Source organism: Vibrio sp. Y10_XG_PY6 (assembly GCF_024181795.1).
In the GTDB taxonomy this organism is placed as follows: Bacteria; Pseudomonadota; Gammaproteobacteria; order Enterobacterales; family Vibrionaceae; genus Vibrio; species Vibrio diabolicus.
This window is the reverse complement of sequence record NZ_JAMZAQ010000005.1, coordinates 1-20,569: the sequence shown is the minus strand read 5'-3', so window position 1 is coordinate 20,569 and position 20,569 is coordinate 1. Positions and strand designations below refer to the sequence as shown.

15 protein-coding genes and 1 tRNA gene are annotated in these 20,569 nt (G+C 46.9%); 11 read left to right on the top strand and 5 right to left on the bottom strand.

Annotated elements, in window-relative coordinates; translation table 11 throughout:
* Window positions 1–38: 38 nt before the first annotated feature.
* A complete protein-coding gene (locus NL644_RS20625) occupies window positions 39–416 on the top strand; it encodes a hypothetical protein (RefSeq protein ID WP_048626674.1) in 378 nt (125 codons plus the stop codon).
* Between the two features lie 17 nt (window positions 417–433).
* Window positions 434–1,819: a lyase family protein gene (locus NL644_RS20620; RefSeq protein ID WP_253658744.1), complete on the top strand. Its 1,386-nt coding sequence runs from the start codon at window positions 434–436 to the stop codon at window positions 1,817–1,819.
* A gap of 94 nt (window positions 1,820–1,913) precedes the next feature.
* Here NL644_RS20620 and NL644_RS20615 read toward each other — a convergent pair whose 3' ends face one another.
* Together NL644_RS20615 and NL644_RS20610 are read right to left on the bottom strand one after the other, a co-directional pair.
* Window positions 1,914–5,345, bottom strand: coding sequence for a PAS-domain containing protein (locus NL644_RS20615; protein WP_253658743.1), 3,432 nt, complete (start codon window positions 5,343–5,345; stop codon window positions 1,914–1,916).
* 135 nt (window positions 5,346–5,480) lie between these two features.
* On the bottom strand, window positions 5,481–6,668 hold the full coding sequence (locus NL644_RS20610) for a 3-phenylpropionate MFS transporter (protein ID WP_253658742.1): 1,188 nt from the start codon (window positions 6,666–6,668) through the stop codon (window positions 5,481–5,483).
* Between the two features lie 230 nt (window positions 6,669–6,898).
* Between NL644_RS20610 and NL644_RS20605 the strand changes: the two genes are divergently transcribed.
* From NL644_RS20605 to fis, 9 genes are all read left to right on the top strand, one after another.
* Window positions 6,899–8,725: a DUF294 nucleotidyltransferase-like domain-containing protein gene (locus NL644_RS20605; protein WP_065646969.1), complete on the top strand. Its 1,827-nt coding sequence runs from the start codon at window positions 6,899–6,901 to the stop codon at window positions 8,723–8,725.
* A gap of 35 nt (window positions 8,726–8,760) precedes the next feature.
* A complete protein-coding gene (locus NL644_RS20600; protein ID WP_005382363.1) occupies window positions 8,761–9,390 on the top strand; it encodes a 3'-5' exonuclease in 630 nt (209 codons plus the stop codon).
* 237 nt (window positions 9,391–9,627) lie between these two features.
* Window positions 9,628–11,580, top strand: a complete 1,953-nt coding sequence (acs, locus tag NL644_RS20595) for an acetate--CoA ligase (protein WP_114324039.1) — start codon at window positions 9,628–9,630, stop codon at window positions 11,578–11,580.
* Between the two features lie 303 nt (window positions 11,581–11,883).
* Window positions 11,884–12,333 carry a type II 3-dehydroquinate dehydratase gene (gene aroQ / locus NL644_RS20590; RefSeq protein ID WP_005397842.1) on the top strand — a complete coding sequence of 150 codons (450 nt, stop codon included), beginning with the start codon at window positions 11,884–11,886 and terminating at the stop codon, window positions 12,331–12,333.
* Between the two features lie 61 nt (window positions 12,334–12,394).
* Window positions 12,395–12,859 carry an acetyl-CoA carboxylase biotin carboxyl carrier protein gene (gene accB, locus NL644_RS20585; RefSeq protein WP_005397840.1) on the top strand — a complete coding sequence of 155 codons (465 nt, stop codon included), beginning with the start codon at window positions 12,395–12,397 and terminating at the stop codon, window positions 12,857–12,859.
* Window positions 12,860–12,873: 14 nt separating this feature from the next.
* Window positions 12,874–14,217 carry an acetyl-CoA carboxylase biotin carboxylase subunit gene (gene accC / locus NL644_RS20580; protein ID WP_005397839.1) on the top strand — a complete coding sequence of 448 codons (1,344 nt, stop codon included), beginning with the start codon at window positions 12,874–12,876 and terminating at the stop codon, window positions 14,215–14,217.
* A 165-nt stretch (window positions 14,218–14,382) separates the two neighbouring features.
* Window positions 14,383–15,270, top strand: a complete 888-nt coding sequence (prmA, locus tag NL644_RS20575) for a 50S ribosomal protein L11 methyltransferase (RefSeq protein ID WP_012841316.1) — start codon at window positions 14,383–14,385, stop codon at window positions 15,268–15,270.
* A gap of 139 nt (window positions 15,271–15,409) precedes the next feature.
* Window positions 15,410–16,378: a tRNA dihydrouridine synthase DusB gene (dusB, locus tag NL644_RS20570; protein WP_005382505.1), complete on the top strand. Its 969-nt coding sequence runs from the start codon at window positions 15,410–15,412 to the stop codon at window positions 16,376–16,378.
* 23 nt (window positions 16,379–16,401) lie between these two features.
* Window positions 16,402–16,698 carry a DNA-binding transcriptional regulator Fis gene (fis, locus tag NL644_RS20565; RefSeq protein WP_000462885.1) on the top strand — a complete coding sequence of 99 codons (297 nt, stop codon included), beginning with the start codon at window positions 16,402–16,404 and terminating at the stop codon, window positions 16,696–16,698.
* Window positions 16,699–16,772: 74 nt separating this feature from the next.
* Here the strand turns inward: fis and NL644_RS20560 are convergent, their stop codons facing one another.
* The 3 genes from NL644_RS20560 to NL644_RS20550 all read right to left on the bottom strand — a co-directional run bounded on the left by NL644_RS20560 (window position 16,773) and on the right by NL644_RS20550 (window position 20,530).
* The gene (locus NL644_RS20560) at window positions 16,773–17,942 is read right to left on the bottom strand and encodes an MFS transporter (protein WP_253658741.1); all 1,170 of its coding nucleotides are present in this window, start codon (window positions 17,940–17,942) and stop codon (window positions 16,773–16,775) included.
* Window positions 17,939–19,510, bottom strand: coding sequence for an ABC-F family ATP-binding cassette domain-containing protein (locus NL644_RS20555; RefSeq protein WP_005397832.1), 1,572 nt, complete (start codon window positions 19,508–19,510; stop codon window positions 17,939–17,941). Before NL644_RS20555 ends, NL644_RS20560 begins: the two co-directional genes overlap by 4 nt.
* A 943-nt stretch (window positions 19,511–20,453) precedes the next feature.
* A tRNA-Asp gene (locus tag NL644_RS20550) sits at window positions 20,454–20,530 on the bottom strand.
* Window positions 20,531–20,569 lie beyond the last annotated feature (39 nt).

Sequence of the window (20,569 nt, the reverse complement as noted above, 5' to 3'; positions counted from 1 at the left end):
TTGATAATAATTATCATTACATTAAACGAGAGGTGGTTATGGACAACAAACGGGACATCTTTAACGCATTTTTTAAAGCACAAGATAGATTCCTTCTCGCCGCACCACACGGCTTTGAGCCAGACGTAATTCATGACTATATTCATTGGGGAATGGTGTTGTCTTCCTGCTATGAACACGGTGCCGATGAAGAAAATCTATTGTTGTGTGAGCTGTTTTTGCGTCAGGTTTATTTCCATCTACTAGACGCAATTCAAGACTCCACTCGCAGTTGCATCTTCCGTCGTGTCTGTCTCGATTCTATCCATACGCCATTATTCTGTCTCAAACGCTATTACTATCAGTTTGAACAAGGCGACGTGAAATTTCTCGCATTACAACAACAATTACGCCTGATTCAAATCTCACTCGATTAACCAAAAGGATCCCTACCATGAGCACCGAATTCCGCATAGAAACTGACAGTATGGGCGAAGTGAAAGTCCCAGCAGATGCACTCTACCAAGCCCAAACTCAGCGCGCCGTCGATAACTTCTCATTCAGTCAACATAAGATGCCATCTGGCTTCATCCAAGCGTTGGCACACATCAAGCAGACTGCGGCACTCACCAACGCACAATTGGGGCTGCTTGAAGGTGATATCGCTAATGCGATTGCTGACGCAGCTCAGGCGATTATCGAGGGCAATCATATTGAGCAATTTCCAATTGACGTATTTCAAACCGGATCAGGCACCAGCTCAAATATGAATGCGAATGAAGTGATTGCAACACTGGCCTCCCAGCATCTAGGCGGTACCGTCAGTCCTAATGATCACGTCAACATGGGACAAAGCAGTAACGATGTGGTGCCAACGGCCATTCAAGTTAGCGCAGCATTAGCCATTGAAACACAGCTCTTCCCGGCCCTGTCACACCTCATCCAAACACTAGAGTCTAAGCAACAAGCATTGAAAGATGTTGTAAAAACCGGTCGCACCCACTTAATGGACGCGATGCCAATTACCTTTGCTCAAGAACTTGGCGGTTGGCAGTTCCAAATCGAGCACGCAAAACAAGCGATTGAACAAGCACTTCCTGCGGCAAAAGCCTTAGCCCAAGGTGGTACAGCGGTTGGCACGGGGATCAATGCCGATCCACGCTTTGCAGACTTATTCGCTAGCAACCTAACCCAGTCAACTCGTATTCAGTTCACGGCCAGTGATAACTTCTTTTTCAATTTAAGCAGTCAAGATGCGATCGTCGCTCTGTCGGGACAGCTCAAAACAGCAGCAGTTGCGATCATGAAGATCGCAAACGATCTTCGTTGGATGAATTCAGGCCCATTGGCTGGTTTAGGTGAGATTGAATTACAAGGCTTGCAACCGGGTTCTTCCATCATGCCTGGCAAAGTAAATCCTGTGATCCCAGAAGCCGCAGCTATGGCATCAGCGCAAGTCATTGGTAATGACACCACCATTACCGTCGCAGGCCAAGCGGGCAACTTCCAGCTTAACGTCATGCTGCCAGTTATTGCTCATAACGTATTGGAGAGCATCGATTTACTCTCTAACAGCGCAACCGCTTTAGCTGACAAAGCCATTGCGACGTTTGAAGTTCGCCAAGATAACTTGGATGTAGCACTTGCCAAAAACCCAATTTTGGTCACGGCTCTCAACCCGGTCATTGGCTACCTGAAAGCGGCAGAAATCGCGAAGAAAGCCTATAAGCAGGGTCGTGCGATTATTGATGTCGCGGAAGAAGAAACCGATTTAGATAGAGCCACGTTAGAACGATTGCTTAATCCCGCAAAACTCACCCAAGGTGGTGTTGCGGAATAAGCGGCAAACTCAGCCTACAAACCAAAATAAGATTACAAACACAGAGACCTCCATTCGGAGGTCTCTTTTATAGCAACGCTAAAACACTCTAAATCTATGCGACGCGGTTGAGCACCGAACGCAATTTAAGCGGCTTAACTGGCTTCGCAATAAAGCTGAACCCATTTGCCTTGATGCCATTAAGCATATCATCGGTGCGATCCGCGCTGATGATGACACCTTCAAAGCAGCTGCCTAGTCTCAAGCGACATTGCTGTAGCACTTCCAAGCCAGTACGACCATCATCAAGTCGGTAATCGGAAAAAATCACGTCCGGAATCCAACCATCCTCGAGTGCTTGTAGACTTTCGACCAAATCGGTCGCCACTCGCGTATCGCAGCCCCATCGAGACAGTAAGTTTTCCATACCGACTAAAATATCGGGCTCATTATCCACACATAGAATTCTTAGATGACCAAGTTCAGATTGGTTACTTGTCGTGACTTGAACTGGGTGCGGCTGCACATGATCGGCTTTATCAAGCGTGATAGAAAAGACACTGCCTTTACCAACCCAAGAACGCATCGAAATTTCATGCCCGAGCACTTGAGCAATTCCCTTGGAAATCGCCAAACCAAGCCCGAGACCTTGGTCGGAACGAACTTGAGTTCCGCGATTAAACTCTTCAAAGATCTCTTGCTGCTTCTCTTCTTCAATACCTACACCGTTGTCCCACACATCAATACGCACTCGCCCTTTTACCCGGCGAACACCGAGCGCCACTTTGCCATTCGGGTTATAACGAAAGGCATTGGTCAGGAAGTTTTGCACCACACGGCGCAGCAGTTTGGGATCCGATTTCACCATGAGTGAGGATGGAATCATGGTGAATGCTATACCTTGTTGCTTGGCTAATGCGCTGAACTCCGCATTCAAATTCGACAACACATCGTTTAACGCAAAACCGTGCACATTGACTTCCAGCTTGCCCGACTCCAAGCGCGAAATATCCAGCAAATCTCCTATCAGGTCTTCGGCCGCCTCTAAAGCACTCTCAATGTGAGCCGACAGCTTTTTAGCTTCGCTGTCTTTGGCGACTTCCGACAATGAAGAAGCGAACAGGCGCGCCGCGTTGAGTGGCTGCATCAAGTCATGGCTTACTGCCGCCAAGAATCGTGATTTGGACTTCGATTCCAAATCCGAGCGCTGCGTCGCTGCCACCAGCTGCTTGTTAAGTTGTTCTAATTCTCGAGTCCGCAGACGTACCCTTTCTTCCAATGTCTCGTTGGCGTCTTTCAGTGCTTGCTCTGCATCACGGAATACGGTGATGTCGGTAAAGCTCATCACAAAGCCACCTCCTGGCATTGGGTTACCTTGCACCTCAATCACGCGACCATCGGGACGGACCCGAGAAGAGGTGTGCCGAGTCCCTTGCTCAAGGTGATACACACGGCGACGAACGTGGTCATCAGGATCGCCTGGGCCACATAAACCTTGCTCTGCATTGTGCCGAATCACATCCGCAATCGGTCGCCCAACTTGGATCAAGCCTGGCGGAAATTCAAAGAGTTCTAAGTAGCGTTGGTTCCAAGCCACCAAGCGTAATTGCTTATCGACCACCGCAATACCTTGGCCGATATGTTCAATCGCCCCTTGAAGTAGGCCTCGGCTAAAATCGTACAGTTCAGAGGCTTCATCGACGATAGTCGCCACCTCTTCAAGCTGCATGTTTCTTCCCTGCAGGGCAGAAGTGAGTACTAACTTAGCAGAAGAAGCACCGAATACCCCGGCTAATACACGTTCGGTATGTCGAATCAGAGAAGATGGCGCCTGCTGATTCGGCATTAGCTCTTCTCGTTGCTGGCTCCAATACGCTTGAAAAGCCGCTTTTACTCGCGTTCGCCCAACAAACCTAGACGCTAGCATTTCTAGTTCCGCAACCGTAACACGACTCTGGTATAGGCTCATGTTTTCGCTTTCAGGCAGTGGCGTACCAACGAATGATGCCGATTGTAAGCGCTCACTTAGGCTTGGTCGTGTAGTCATAGAAACCACGACAAAACACACTGCATTGGCGACCACGCTGAGGATCATCCCCCAATCTGAAATCGCAATGTCAAAGCCAGCCAATACCTCTGGTGGGGTGATCAACCAAATCAAAAAGTTGTTACTGGCATTCCCGGCAAGCATGTCCGTTTGGCTCATTAACGTAATCAGCCAAATGGTAAAGCCTACCGCCAAGCCAACATACACACCCTTCTTATTCCCTTGACGCCAGTACATACCGCCCACCAGCGCAGGCGCGAATTGCGTGATCGCCGCAAATGAGAGAAAGCCGATCGCTGAGAGTGAGTGAATGGTATCTAACGCTTGATAAAAACCCCAAGCGCCAATTAGTAGGACTAAAATCAGACCACGGCGGATCCGCAGTAATAATTCAGAGAAGTGATGATGGTTACGCTGCGTCAATCGCATGCGACGCAATAGTAGTGGCATAACCAAGTCGTTCGATACCATGATCGCTAAGGCAATCGTCGACACGATAACCATGCCACTGGCCGCCGAAGTGCCACCTAAAAATGCAAGCAAAGCGATTTCACTCGCCCCTACCGACATCGGCACACTGATCACATAAGTATCAGGCGAAACACCACTCAACAAACCTTGCCCTACCCACGCAATAGGTAAAACAAAAATCCCCATCAAGATCAGATAAATGGGAAACAACCAACGAGCAACATGCAAATCTTGCGCGCGTTCATTTTCCACTACCATCGTATGGAATTGTCGTGGAAGACAAACAATCGCCAGCATCGTGAGTACAGTATGAATCAATATCGTCGGGATATTCGGTGACTGATACGTCTGTGCGGCAACATCAACTAAGCTCAAATTCTCGGTGTTCATCGCCAACCAAACAATGAATACACCGACCACTAAAAACGCCAACAGTTTGATAATCGATTCGAAGGCAATCGCCATCATCATCCCACGATGGTGTTCCGTGTTATCAATGTGCCGGGTACCAAATAGCATGGTAAAAATTGCCAGTGCGACCACGACAAACCACGACACGCTATCGTTTTGATAACCAAAATCGGTAGCCAGTTCTGGGGCAATGATTTCTAACCCCATGGTGATACCACGCAACTGCAAAGCGATGTATGGCAAAATTCCCGCAACCGCAATGAGTGTAACAACTACGGCCAAACCTTGAGATTTGCCGTAACGAGCTCCGATAAAATCAGCAATCGACGTGATGTGTTCCCGTTTAGCAATCAAAATAAGCCGAGCTAAAACGCGCCATCCGATGGTAAACACTAAAATGGGGGCAATATAGATGGGCAAGAAAGACCAAGGGTTACTGCTGGCCTGCCCGACCGTGCCGTAGAAGGTCCACGATGTACAGTACACCGCAATGGAAAGGCTATAAATCCACGGCCGCCAGCGTGCTAACCACCTTTTCTGAATGTCGCCGTACCACGCGATGATAAATAAGGCTCCCAAATACGCCAAAGAAACGGGAACCACCAGCCATCCTTGCATCCGATATCCTTTCTTGCCTTTCTTGCCGTGTTAAAGCAAGAGAATAAAAAAAACCTCTCCATTAGGGAGAGGTTTCATTTAACACTGCTTTCACAACGGAGACAAAGCTTAGTTTTTAACCTTTGTCACAGAAGTCTAATTCTGTGTTTCCAGTGACTTGTCTGATACATCGACCACATGATGTGGCTCTTGTGGTTCGAGCTTGATGAACAATGCCAATAAACCCATCGCGGCCATGCCCCAGAACACAAGTGGTCCCCAGTGCTCATAACCCCAGCCGCTCAACACGGTCACCAGTGCGATGAATGCGCCTAGCGGAATCGCGTTATACAATGCTTGCAGTGCCACTATCTTATTCTCTTCCGAGTTTTGGATATATTGAATCGCAGCAATGTGTGCCGTTGCGAAGGTCACGCCATGCAACAATTGAACAATCACCAAAGCAACAATCGACGTTGTCGATGCCGTAATACCCCAACGCATCATCACACCAACGGCAGCAACAACAAATAACGCACGCATTGACCAACCGACAAATAAACGCTTGCTCAGCGCAAACACTGCCACTTCGGCTGCAACACCCAAGCTCCACAGATAGCCAATCACATCTTCCGAATGACCTGCGGCTTTCCAGTGAATAGCGCTAAAACCGTAGTAAGCCGCATGACTGCCCTGAATTAATGACACCAACACTAAGAATTTAAGTATCGGCTTGTCTGTCAAAAGAGCACTCAGTTTTGGACGCTCCGCGCTTTGCCCACCAAGCGTAACGGGCATCGGGTTAGTCATACGCATTGAAAATAGCAACGAAACTAATACCCCGGCCATCGCCGTGTACAAGATCATATCAGAGCCAAATTCAGCCACCAGATAACCCACGGCCGTCGAACCCGCGATAAAGGCGATCGAGCCCCATAAGCGCGTACGGCCGTAGTCGAGCATTTTCAGACGAGCGTAGTAGTTTGCCATCGCATCCGATAATGGAACAATCGGTCCACAACAGAGGTTAAATAGCACCGTCGCTAACGCCATTAACCAAAAACTGCCACCTGTAAAAAAGTGAAATCCAACAAAAAGGAGGGCAGCGAAACTCAACCAACGTAAAGCAGGCATAAGGTGTTCAACTTTGTGCACTCGTGGGGTGATCACGATATTGGCGACACAACGTGTCGCAAGACCCAACCCAACTAGCAAACCGATGTCGGTCGAAGAGACACCTTGCTCCTTAAACCAAAGTGACCAAAATGGCAGATATACGCCATACGCAAAGAAGAATCCGAGAAAGTACTGGGAAATCCAGCCATACGGAGAAGGTTTCAACATTACTAATATCCTAAAACGGGAACATCAACGTTCGAACCGGGAATTATGGATCGCTATGCGTATTATAAAAAGGGAAGAATAGGCAACTTATCGTTTCCTCGATGGAATACTAACTTTGCGACATTGGCCATCTTAAAGCGAAATCATCGTGATTTAGACCAAAGTCGTCTGGCTTCCGGTAGGAAATTTGTCAGACTTAGAGAGTGTTCCTTCCATCATTGGGTGTTCTCATGCCTGACAAATTTAACATGCAATCTCCACCGTTCGACCGCTTAACCGAAGCACAACAGACACGACTGCGCTCGTCTCTGGACGTTGCCTACTATCGAGCTCGAGATGTAATTTTATCTTGCGGACAGAAGAACCCTCACTTGCATATTCTGATCAAAGGCGCGGTAGAAGAGCGCTCCCAAGATCAGCAGGAAGTGTTCGCGCATTATGCCAACGACGATATGTTTGATGTGCGCTCGTTACTTGAAGACAACGTACGTCATCAATACATCGCACTTGAAGACACGCTCTCCTATCTGCTACCGAAAGACGTCTTTCTGGCGCTTTACAACGAGAATGGTCAGTTTGCGGCCTATTTCGATAACAATTTATCAAAGCGACAAGAACTCATCGAAGCCGCTCACCAACAACAAAACTTGGCAGAGTTTATCCTCACCAAAGTTGACCGCAGCATTTATCACCCACCGATGATCCTTGAGCCAAATACGCCGATTAACGAGGTGACGCACACCCTAAAAGCAAATGGGATCGATGCAGCACTTGTCAAACTCAATGATGACGATCCGCGATTAGAAAAATGGCCCTCGGCTCATCCATACGCCATCGTGACGCGAACCAACATGCTGCACTCCGTGATGTTAGATGGCAGCGCACTCAATACCCCTGTTGGTGATATCGCCACCTTTCCTGTCTATCACGTTGATGATGGTGATTTTTTATTCAATGCCATGATCACCATGACCCGAAATCGAATGAAACGTCTCATGGTATGTGATGGCAACCAAGCCATCGGCATGCTGGATATGACCCAAATTCTCAGCGCGTTCTCCACCCACTCTCACGTGTTAACGCTCAGTATTGCCAGAGCAAGCAGTGTGGAAGAGCTCGCATTAGCCTCAAACCGCCAACGTCAATTGGTCGAGAGCTTATTGAGAAACGGCATCCGCACTCGCTTTATCATGGAGTTAATTTCCGCCGTGAACGAGCAAATTATCGAAAAAGCGTTCGAGTTAGTGGTTCCACCAGCCTTGCACGATCATTGCTGCTTAATCGTACTCGGCTCAGAAGGTCGAGGAGAACAAATTCTCAAGACAGACCAAGACAATGCTCTAATTATTCAAGATGGTTTGGAATGGCCTCATTGCGAACAAGTGATGCAATCCTTCACGCACACTCTACAACAGCTCGGTTATCCACTTTGCCCGGGTAAAGTCATGGTCAACAACCCGAAATGGGTCAAAACGCAGCAAGAGTGGATAAACACCTTAGACCGCTGGATAGCTAAAGCCGAACCACAACAAATCATGGACTTAGCCATTTTCAGTGACGCCCATGCTGTTGCGGGAAATCGCGAACTGCTGGCTCCAATCGCGACCCACCTTCGCGACACAATGAAAGATCGCATGTTGATACTGTCTGATTTTACTCGCCCTGCCTTGCAGTTTTCTGTGCCCCTAACTCTGTTTGGCAACGTAAAAAGTGCTAAGGACGGATTAGATATTAAACGCGGCGGCATTTTCCCAATTGTGCACGGCATTCGCACCTTGTCTTTGGAATATGCCATTGAGGAGAAGAACACGTTTGAGCGCATTGAAGCACTGAGAAATAAGCGCATCTTAGAGCCTGAAACGGCAGATAACCTCAACGAAGCACTGAAATTGTTCTTTAAGGTTCGCCTTAATCAACAACTCAAAAAGCAAGAAGCATTGAATAACATTGATATTAAACAACTGGATAGAACCGAGCGTGATTTACTTCGCCACAGCTTACATGTAGTGAAAAAATTTAAGCAATTTTTAGGCTTCCACTATCAAATTCGTGATTAACCATGATTTTCATAAATCATACAGAGGCGTAGGCAATGAACTGGTTACAACGCAAATACTGGCACTACAAACTGAAAGGCTCTCCTTATCAGTCGCTTTTTTGCACGCCCGATAAAACGGAATACGTTTCTCTCGACTGCGAAACCACCAGCCTTGATCCAAATCGCGCCGAGTTGGTGACCATTGCGGCCACGAAGATCATCGACAACCGCATCATCACTAGCCAGCCATTTGAAGTCCGCTTACGCGCGCCGCAATCGCTCGATTCTGGCTCAGTCAAAATTCATCGAATTCGCCACCAAGACTTAGTCGACGGGATTAGCGAAAAAGAGGCGCTGCTCGAGCTGCTCGACTTCATCGGCAACCGACCACTTGTCGGTTATCACATTCGTTACGATAAAAAGATTTTAGACCTTGCTTGTCTGAGGCAACTTGGCTTCCCACTTCCTAACCCGCTCATCGAGGTCAGTCAGATTTATCACGACAAGCTGGAAAGACATTTGCCGAATGCCTATTTCGACTTAAGTCTGGATGCCATTTGTAAACACCTCGAACTTCCTATCCAAGATAAACACGACGCTTTACAAGATGCGATTTCTGCCGCTTTGGTCTTTGTTCGCTTAACGAAAGGCGATTTGCCCAACCTAACCGCGCCGTATACATAAAAATCAGTTGACCTAGCTCCCAGAAATACTTTTGTTTCAGCGATTTCCCGGCGCTTCCTTCACTCTCATCCTAAAGTCTAATTGTGGAAATACGCGCAGTGACTGACAGTTATAAGCACAACGTCGTCATTACCACGACCAAGTTATTTAGAACCAAAAAACAGCCCTACAAAAACATATTCAGAATCTTATCTAGATTGGTGTAAGGCCGAGAAATAAGGCACAAGGAGAGAAGCCATGAGCGAAGCCCACGTTTATCCGGTAAAAGAAAATATTAAAACTCATACACACGCGGATAATGATACTTACTTAGCCATGTATCAGCAGTCGGTAACCGATCCAGAGGGCTTCTGGAACGAACACGGCAAAATCGTTGATTGGATCAAACCTTTCACCAAAGTAAAAAGCACCTCTTTCGATACTGGTCATGTCGACATTCGTTGGTTTGAAGACGGCACACTGAACGTCTCGGCTAACTGTATTGACCGTCATCTCGCAGAACACGGGGATGACGTCGCAATCATCTGGGAAGGCGATGATCCAGCCGACGACAAAACACTCACTTTCAACGAACTACACAAAGAAGTGTGTAAGTTCTCCAACGCATTGAAAGAGCAAGGCGTACGCAAGGGCGACGTGGTGTGTCTATACATGCCAATGGTGCCAGAAGCCGCAGTGGCTATGCTCGCTTGTACCCGTATTGGTGCGGTTCACACCGTAGTATTTGGCGGTTTCTCACCAGAAGCACTCTCTGGCCGTATCATCGACTCTGACGCGAAAGTCGTGATCACCGCTGATGAAGGCGTGCGCGGCGGGCGTGCCGTTCCACTGAAAAAGAACGTGGACGAAGCACTAACTAACCCAGACGTAAAAACCATCAATAAAGTGTTGGTGCTTAAACGTACAGGTGGTGATGTCGAATGGCATGAACACCGTGATGTTTGGTGGCACGAAGCAACAGCTAACGTTTCTGACGTTTGCCCACCAGAAGAGATGGAAGCCGAAGATCCGCTCTTCATCCTTTACACTTCAGGTTCAACAGGCAAACCTAAAGGTGTACTACACACGACTGGTGGTTACCTCGTCTACGCGGCGATGACCTTCAAATATGTGTTCGATTACCAACCAGGCGAAACCTTCTGGTGTACCGCGGACGTGGGTTGGATTACCGGTCACACTTACCTAATCTACGGTCCACTTGCAAATGGGGCGAAGACCATCTTATTCGAAGGTGTACCAAACTACCCAAGCACAAGCCGTATGAGCGAAGTAGTCGATAAACACCAAGTCAACATTCTATACACCGCCCCAACCGCGATTCGTGCGCTAATGGCAAAAGGTGATGAAGCGGTTGCAGGCACATCTCGTTCAAGCCTGCGTATCATGGGCTCAGTGGGCGAACCAATCAACCCAGAGGCGTGGGAGTGGTACTACAAAACGATTGGTAACGAGAACTCACCTATCGTCGATACTTGGTGGCAAACGGAAACTGGCGGCATCTTGATTGCGCCACTACCAGGGGCAACCGATCTAAAACCAGGCTCTGCGACTCGCCCATTCTTCGGCGTCCAGCCTGCTCTTGTCGATAACATGGGCAACATTCTTGAAGATACTGTTGCTGAAGGTAACTTGGTTATCCTTGATTCTTGGCCAGGCCAGATGCGCACGGTTTACGGCGACCATGAGCGCTTTGAACAGACCTACTTCTCAACCTTTAAGGGTATGTACTTCACCAGTGATGGTGCGCGTCGTGACGAAGACGGCTACTACTGGATCACTGGCCGTGTTGATGACGTACTAAACGTGTCGGGTCACCGTATGGGTACCGCTGAAATTGAATCAGCGCTAGTGGCGCACCACAAGATTGCAGAAGCGGCGATTGTTGGTATTCCACATGACATCAAGGGCCAAGCTATCTACGCTTACATTACATTGAACGATGGTGAATTCCCGTCAGCAGAGCTGCACAAAGAAGTTAAAGATTGGGTGCGTAAAGAGATTGGTCCAATCGCGACACCAGATGTACTGCACTGGACGGATTCCTTACCGAAGACTCGCTCTGGTAAGATCATGCGTCGAATCCTGCGTAAGATTGCAACGGGCGATACAAGCAACCTCGGAGACACATCAACGCTTGCCGATCCGAGCGTGGTAGACAAACTTATCGCAGAGAAAGCAGAATTGGCATAAATTCAACCAACTGTTTTAAAAGCACTTTAAAAACCGCCATCACTCATGGCGGTTTTTTGCTTGTGCGCACAAATTAGCCACACAAAGAACATGGCAATTATGTTGTTTTTGTTAACTTGGTTACAGAAACGAAGGTGGCTATTAGGAGATTAGACCAGTAAATTGCTGCTAATTGCTATGAATTAGCTATAATCTTGGTCGATTTTTTAAAATTTGCTCGGTTTTAACAAAAAAATCGTGCTGAACTATCGTATATTTGGGAATATAAACGTTCCACTCACGATAAGGGAAGATAGCAACATAATGTCTGCAAAGTCACGGATTCTTGTTCTAAACGGACCAAATCTTAACCTATTGGGTCTGCGCGAACCGACACACTATGGTCACAGCACCTTAGCACAAGTTGTGGATGCTCTTACGAAGCAAGCTCATAACGCTGGGGTGGAACTGGAACACCTACAATCAAATCGTGAGTACGAACTGATTGAAGCCATTCATGCTGCTTATGGCAAGATTGACTTCATCATCATCAATCCAGCGGCTTTCACTCATACCAGTGTGGCACTGCGAGATGCATTACTTGGCGTCGCCATCCCATTTATTGAGGTGCACTTATCAAATGTGCACGCACGTGAACCATTTCGTCATCACTCTTATCTGTCAGATAAAGCAGAAGGCGTGATTTGCGGTCTAGGCGCACAAGGTTATGAATTCGCTCTGTCTGCCGCGATTAATAAGCTACAGGCAAAGTAACCCTAACACTCTGCAACCCCACGAGGGTTGTCTTAATCACAAGATAAAAGAGAAAGAAAAGATGGATATTCGTAAAATCAAGAAGCTAATTGAGTTAGTTGAAGAGTCTGGCATTGCTGAGCTAGAGATTTCTGAAGGTGAAGAGTCAGTACGCATCAGTCGTCACGGCACTGCAGCCCCTCAAGCACCAGTTCACTACGCAGCAGCTCCAGTAGCGGCACCTGCTCCAGCAGCAGCGGCACCAGTAGCAGAAGCGCCAGCAGCAGAAGCTCCAGCAGCTGCAACGCCTGCAGGTCACCAAGTTCTTTCTCCAATGGTTGGTACTTTCTACCGTTCTCCAAGCCCAGACTCTAAAGCATTCGTAGAAGTGGGTCAGAAAGTAAATGCTGGCGATACGCTATGTATTGTTGAAGCAATGAAAATGATGAACCAAATCGAAGCGGACAAATCTGGCGTTGTTACAGCGATCCTAGCTGAAGACGGCCAACCAGTTGAATTCGACCAACCTCTTGTTGTAATCGAATAAGCGGGGCTTGCCTTATGCTAGACAAAGTAGTCATCGCGAACCGAGGTGAAATTGCACTTCGTATTCTTCGCGCTTGTAAAGAATTAGGTATTAAGACCGTCGCTGTTCACTCGACAGCTGACCGCGATCTTAAGCACGTACTACTCGCAGACGAAACCGTGTGTATCGGCCCTGCTCGTGGTATCGACAGCTACCTAAATATCCCACGAATTATTTCTGCAGCAGAAGTAACAGGGGCCGTTGCCATTCACCCTGGTTACGGCTTCTTGTCAGAAAACGCAGACTTCGCTGAGCAAGTTGAGCGCAGTGGTTTCATCTTCGTTGGTCCAAAAGCAGACACTATCCGCCTGATGGGTGACAAAGTGTCGGCTATCAACGCAATGAAGAAAGCTGGTGTTCCTTGTGTACCTGGTTCTGACGGTCCTCTGGACAACGACGAAGAGAAAAACAAGGCGTTTGCTAAACGCATCGGTTATCCAGTCATCATCAAAGCGTCTGGTGGCGGCGGTGGCCGTGGTATGCGTGTCGTTCGCGCAGAAAAAGACCTAATCCAAGCGATTGCAATGACGCGTGCTGAAGCAAAAGCAGCGTTCAACAACGATATGGTTTACATGGAGAAATTCCTAGAAAACCCTCGTCACGTTGAAGTGCAAGTTATCGCTGACGGTCAAGGCGGCGCAATCCACCTTGGTGAGCGTGACTGTTCAATGCAACGTCGTCACCAAAAAGTAGTGGAAGAAGCGCCAGCACCAGGTATCACTGAAGAGATGCGTAAGTACATCGGTGAACGTTGTACTCGTGCATGTATCGAAATTGGTTACCGCGGCGCAGGTACGTTCGAATTCCTGTACGAGAACGGTGAATTCTACTTCATCGAAATGAACACTCGTATTCAGGTAGAACACCCAGTAACAGAAATGGTTACCGGCATCGACCTAATCAAAGAACAGCTTCGCGTTGCTGCGGGTCAACCTCTGTCATTCACTCAAGATGACATTAAGATCCGTGGCCATGCGATTGAGTGCCGTATCAACGCAGAAGACCCAGAACGCTTCCTACCATCTCCAGGTAAGATCGAGCGTTTCCACGCGCCTGGCGGTATGGGTGTGCGTTGGGAATCACACATCTATTCTGGCTACACAGTACCACCTCATTACGATTCAATGATTGGTAAACTGATCACTTACGGTGAGAACCGTGATGTAGCGATTGCACGTATGAAAAACGCACTGGGTGAGATGATCATCGAAGGCATCAAAACTAACGTGCCACTGCAATTCTCCATTATGAATGACGAAAACTTCCAGCATGGTGGTGCAAACATCCACTACCTAGAGAAGAAGCTCGGCTTACAATAAGCCTTAGCTAACGTCTTAAAAAATGCCCACACCCGTGGGCATTTTTGTTTTGTATGGACTCTAAGCATTCAACAAATACGTAGGCTTATTTGGGTATATACTCAAACAAATCGTAGAGTTCTGGTAAACTCTGCGCCACTTCATTCACTTTAAGAGCAAAAACCAATGCCTTGGATTCAAATCAAACTCAACGCGACCAATGAAAACGCTGAGCAAATCGGCGATATGCTAATGGAAGAGACTGGCGCGCTGTCTGTTACATTCTTAGACGCGCAGGATACACCTGTATTCGAACCTCTACCTGGCGAAACTCGCTTATGGGGCGATACTGATATTCTGGCACTGTATGATGCAGAAGCAGACACTAACTTCATCATCGACCAAATTAAAGCGAGCAATATGCTGGCTGACAATTTTGCTTACAAAGTAGAACAGCTTGAAGATAAAGACTGGGAACGCGAATGGATGGAAAACTTCCACCCAATGAAATTTGGTGAACGCCTATGGATTTGTCCAAGCTGGCGCGACATTCCAGATCCTGACGCTGTTAATGTTATGTTGGATCCTGGCCTTGCATTCGGTACGGGTACTCACCCTACAACAGCACTTTGTCTTGAGTGGCTAGAAAGCATGGATCTTAGCGGTAAGACCGTTATCGACTTCGGTTGTGGCTCGGGCATTCTGGCGATCGCGGCGATCAAACTAGGCGCTGAAAAAGTGATAGGGATCGACATTGATCCTCAAGCACTGCTTGCTTCGAAAGACAACGCAGAGCGTAACGGCGTTGCCGACAAACTAGAAGTTTACCTTCCTCAAAACCAACCAGAAGGTCTGATTGCAGACGTGGTTGTTGCTAACATTCTTGCTGGCCCATTGCGTGAACTTGCACCAATCATTAAAGGCCTAGTTAAGCCACATGGCGACCTCGCTATGTCTGGCGTATTAGACACTCAAGCCGAAGATGTTGCGAACTATTACCGTGACGAGCTTCACATTGACCCGATTGTTGAGCAAAGTGAATGGTGTCGCATCTCTGGTCGTAAGCAAGGCTAGACAAGGTTTTCAGAGCTAATTGTTTGAAATTCATACAATTTACAAAAACAATTTGTAAATGCTCAAATATTAGTCTTTTCACGCAGTGAAAAAATGCGTAAAATGCGCGCCCTTGCTGGTACAGAACTGTGATGACGTTTTGAAAATCGGAAACTATCAACTTAAGAACAATCTAATCGTAGCCCCTATGGCTGGTGTAACGGATAGACCGTTTCGCGAGTTGTGTCTTCGCTATGGTGCGGGAATGGCCGTCAGTGAAATGATGTCTGCTAACCCAAAACTATGGGGAACGTCAAAGTCGAAACAGCGCATGGTACACGAGGGCGAATCGGGCATTCGCTCTGTACAGATTGCGGGTTCCGATCCACAGCTTATGGCGGACGCAGCTCAATTCAGTGTTGAGAACGGTGCACAAATCATCGACATCAACATGGGCTGCCCGGCAAAAAAAGTGAATAAGAAGCTAGCGGGCTCTGCTCTGCTTCAATACCCAAACATTATCGAAGAGATTTTGAAAGCGGTCGTGAATGCAGTGGACGTTCCTGTAACGTTAAAGACTCGAACTGGCTGGGATACAGACAACAAGAACTGTGTCCAGATCGCTAAATTAGCCGAAAACTGCGGCATACAAGCTCTTGCTCTGCATGGCAGAACGAAAGCATGTATGTACAAAGGTGAGGCCGAATACGACAGCATTAAAGCGGTAAAAGAGGCGATTTCAATTCCGGTTATCGCGAACGGTGATATCGATAGCCCGGAGAAAGCCAAATTTGTACTGGAGTACACCGGTGCGGACGCTTTAATGATTGGACGCCCTGCCCAGGGTCGTCCTTGGATTTTCCAGGAAATCCATCACTATTTGGAAAACGGCACCACAATGGAGGAGCTTCCAACTGAGGAAGTGAAAACCATTATGCTTGGTCATGTGAATGCTCTGCATGAATTTTATGGGGAGTTCTTAGGTCCACGTATCGCGCGCAAGCACGTTGGGTGGTACCTGAAAGAGCATGAACAGGCAAGTGAGTTTCGCCGTACCTTCAACGCTATCGACGCAGCTCCGCTGCAAATTGAGGCGTTAGAAGGTTATTTTGATAACGTTGCATCATAATTAAGAGAAGAGCTAGACCGAATATGTTCGAACAAAATCTGACTTCAGAAGCATTAACAGTAACTACAGTAACGTCACAAGACCAGATTACTCAGAAGCCTTTACGTGACTCTGTTAAAGCGTCTCTTAAAAACTACCTTGCTCAACTAAACGGCCAGGAAGTAACAGAACTATACGAATTAGTTCTAGCTGAAGTTGAACAGCCACTATTAGATACTATCATGCAGTACACTCGCGGTAACCAAACTCGCGCGGCAACTATGATGGGTATCAACCGCGGTACTCTTCGCAAAAAACTTAAGAAATACGGCATGAACTAAGACCGGCTTTCAAAAAGTATTTGGAACAAGCCGTTACCTTTTTAGGTAACGGCTTTTCTTTATCTACTAAAACACTACGAATAACGCTCACTTTGTTCAGCATTACCAACTGGCTTTAAGATAACAACTGCTGAGCCAAACAATAGCAAAGCCACGAAAGCGACCCATTCATTACCTACAGAATAAGCGAAACCCGCCAAGGCAGACCAAATCGCGACACCAAAGTGCATCATACTCATTCCAGAAGACATCAGCACACCTCGATGTTCATCAGATAAGCTTGCTATATGTGCTTGTAACGCCGGAGAGCCTACCCCTCCAGCAAGAGACCAGAGCACTAGAGCTGGAAGATAAGCGGTCACCGTACTCATCTCATTTGAGAACACCCATGCACTGCAAGGTATGCACACCATTAAAGCCACTCGCATAACGGCTCGAGAGCTACCAAGCCAACGGCAAGCTCTCCCCACGCACATATTTCCAACCACACTCACGATCCCTAGAGCAGCATAAATAGCGCCCACCCAACCGAGCGCCAACTCGCTGGTATCTCGAATATGAAGGCCTATCAGGTTAAATACACCAATACCTCCCCCTAGGCCTAAACACATCGCTAGAATCGCCCTCAACGCGCCTGGAAGATGAATGACGTCTGTGATAGGTGGTAGAGTATCTGACTTCTTGGACTCATTATGCTTGTTGTTCATGAACACTACGCTCATGGCACCGACAAGAAGAGCCGCAACGCCCAAAATAATAAAAGCGGCACGCCATGATAAAAGCTGGGTCAACAATGCTCCGATCGCCGGGCTGGTTATCATACCCAGCGTTAATCCCGCCTGAACCATCACAATTTGACGCATCGCTCTATTACCCTTCGCGTCTCCCGCCAACGCGAATGCAATTGGCAACATGCCTGCACTTGCAATACCTGTGATCACTCGACTTGCAATCGCAAGTTCAAAATCATGAACTATGCCCGTCGTAATAGACGCAACCCCAAATACGAAGCAAGCAGGCAACATGATACGAATACGCCCAACCCGGTCTGATAAACGTCCCAGGTAAGGAGCACAAATTGCTATAGCTAAACTATATGCCGTAATAAATAACGTAACCTGACTCGGTTGAACACTTAAATCATTTCCGATAGGTTCAAGAATAGATCCAAGCATCAACTCATCAGCACCAACAAGAAAAGCAACAAGAAAAGCAACAAGAAATAGGATCATGGACTGCATCATAGCGCCACCTCCTGTTCTGTTTCCGATTCAGCATAAGTGAGCAACGAAATATCTAAAACTCTATCAGGCCAAGATTGTAAAAACGCCTTCTCATGAGATACCACAATCACACTACCAGAAAAGCGCTGGAGAGCCTCTTTAAGCGCATTTTTACTGCTGCTATCCAAATGTGTCGTTGGCTCGTCCAACAGCAAAACATTGCATTTCTGGACTGATAAACAACAAAGTTTCACGCGAGTTTGCTCACCTCCACTTAATGTATCTAGGTGGCGCTGCGTCTTATCTCCGGTGACCCCAAAGCGAGCTAATAGCTTGCGTGATTCTTTGCTTGATATCGTTGGATCACAAGAGCATAGCTCCTGCTCAGGCGTGTGCTGAGGGTGACGCCAAGACAAATCTTGAGAAAAATACCCAATCATTGCACCTTTTGCCAATACCACCTCACCAGAGAGCGGCTCGATCTCCCCCATAAGGGTTTTAATTAAAGTCGACTTACCTACGCCGTTAAAACCAGAAACGACCAACTTCTCCCCGCGCGCTAACGTGATATCAAGGGCAGGAAGCAGAGGCTGCTGATAACCTATCATCAACGCTTTTGCGTCAATCACATACTGTTGCCCAATAGGCTGGTGAGCAAAGTCAAACATCGAAACTTTCTCTATACAATTCAGTTGAATACGTTCGATTTTATCCAGTTTTTTCTTGCGTCCCTTAGCAAGACTCGCGTTAACTCCAGCGCCATTTTTGGCAATAAATTGCTCTAACTTTCGAATTTCATTTTGCTGAGCCTTATATTGCTTTTCTAACAAAGCACCGTCGTGATGCTTTTGCTGCATTGCTTTGACATAAGTGCCGCTGTATTTTCGGACCGTTTGATAATCAATATCACAAATACTGGTCGCTACTTGATTAAGGAAGTCAATATCATGAGAAACCAGTAAAACAGTGCCAGTGTAATCGTTGAGAAACGTGACCAACCATTCAATGTGCAGAGCATCAAGATAGTTTGTCGGCTCGTCGAGAATTAACACATCGGGGTTGCGGAGTAACAACCTCCCTAAAAGGACCTTGTGTCTTTGCCCCCCACTTAGCGAGACAAGCGGTGTATCTAAGCCAAATTGATAAATGCCAAGACCTACAGCAACTTGTTCAATTTTGGTATCAATTGCATAGAAGTCTTCATCTTCTAAATATGCCTGTAGTCGGGCGACTTGGCTTAAAAGAGATGTAGAGTGAGAATCGGTCATCGCCTGATACAAAGTCCAAAGCTTCTGCTCGGCAGCGTATAAGTTCTCAAAAGCACTCTTTAAGCATTCATAAACCGTCAGCGCATTATCCATCTTAAAATGTTGCTCTAAATACCCCACCTCAAGGTTTGGTAACCAGTCAATGCAGCCCTTATCTGCAGATAATTCACCGATAAGCAGTTTTAATAAGGTGCTTTTTCCAACGCCATTCGCTCCGGTGATACCTATTTTCTCTCCCTCGTTAATTCGAAATGTCGCGTTGTTATATAAACTCTTATCAGCGATCTGATAAGACAAATTTTTAACTTGTAAAATACTCATGTTTTTAACCAAATAAAAAGGGCCGGTGATCTATACCGGCCCTTATTTCAATACTGGATAATGCTTTGTAGCTGCTTAACAGATACAAAAAGGCCGATGATGAAATATCACCGGCCATCTCTTCTCTTTTATCAGGTGTACAAACGCCTGCGTATAACTTCAGCGAAGTTGCTCACGCATAAAACACCTGATGAAGATTAATTTAAGACTCCGAGCAACACTTCATCGCGTTTTTTGCACGGAGTTCAGCCTTCTTACAAAGCTTTTAAACAAGAGATATAACATGGTTTACTGTCGAAAAAACATTCGATGTGAAGCGTACACCTTTAGAATAAAAAGTACCAGATAATTATTAAAAACTATCGTGACTTAGACGAAGATCCACTGAAAGAAGACCTTTCCTCAGTCAATGTGCTAGGTGAACGACTTACTCAGCAAGCACAGCTATGAGAGCAGCTATACCGCTCACGTTATACGAACGTAGTGGTGGCTTTGTAGGTTGGAGAGGGTTAGAAGGAAGAAGTAGCGAATATCCTTTAAGGCAGGCACTGGCTTAAATAGATCTGCAAACAAAATCCATGTTCGGAAAGTTTTAAATGCGCTGAGTTTATTTTAATGAGCGCCTGTGGCTAAATCAAAACATCTAAAGCAGAGAAATCTTCCCCGAAAATAACATAACCTAGTGAATAAACTTTCCAGGTAATAATAAAGGAAGCTTTGGTAAGTAAGCACAAGGGCTCAAAACTAGCGCTCGAGACTGGGACCCGGCTCAGCAGAAACCGCAGGAACTGCGCAACACCTCACTCATGACAGAGCTTAGAAAGCATAGCGAGAGAAGAGCCTGCCTCTCGATGCAAGGTTTCAATATGGAAATGGGGTTAAGGGAAGTAGGGTAACCAAAACGAAAAAAAGCCCCAGTCTTTCAACTGGGGCTTAATATAAGTGGCGGAGTGGACGGGACTCGAACCCGCGACCCCCGGCGTGACAGGCCGGTATTCTAACCAACTGAACTACCACTCCGCAGTGGTATCACTCGCTTGTAATCAGCAAGTGTCCAAA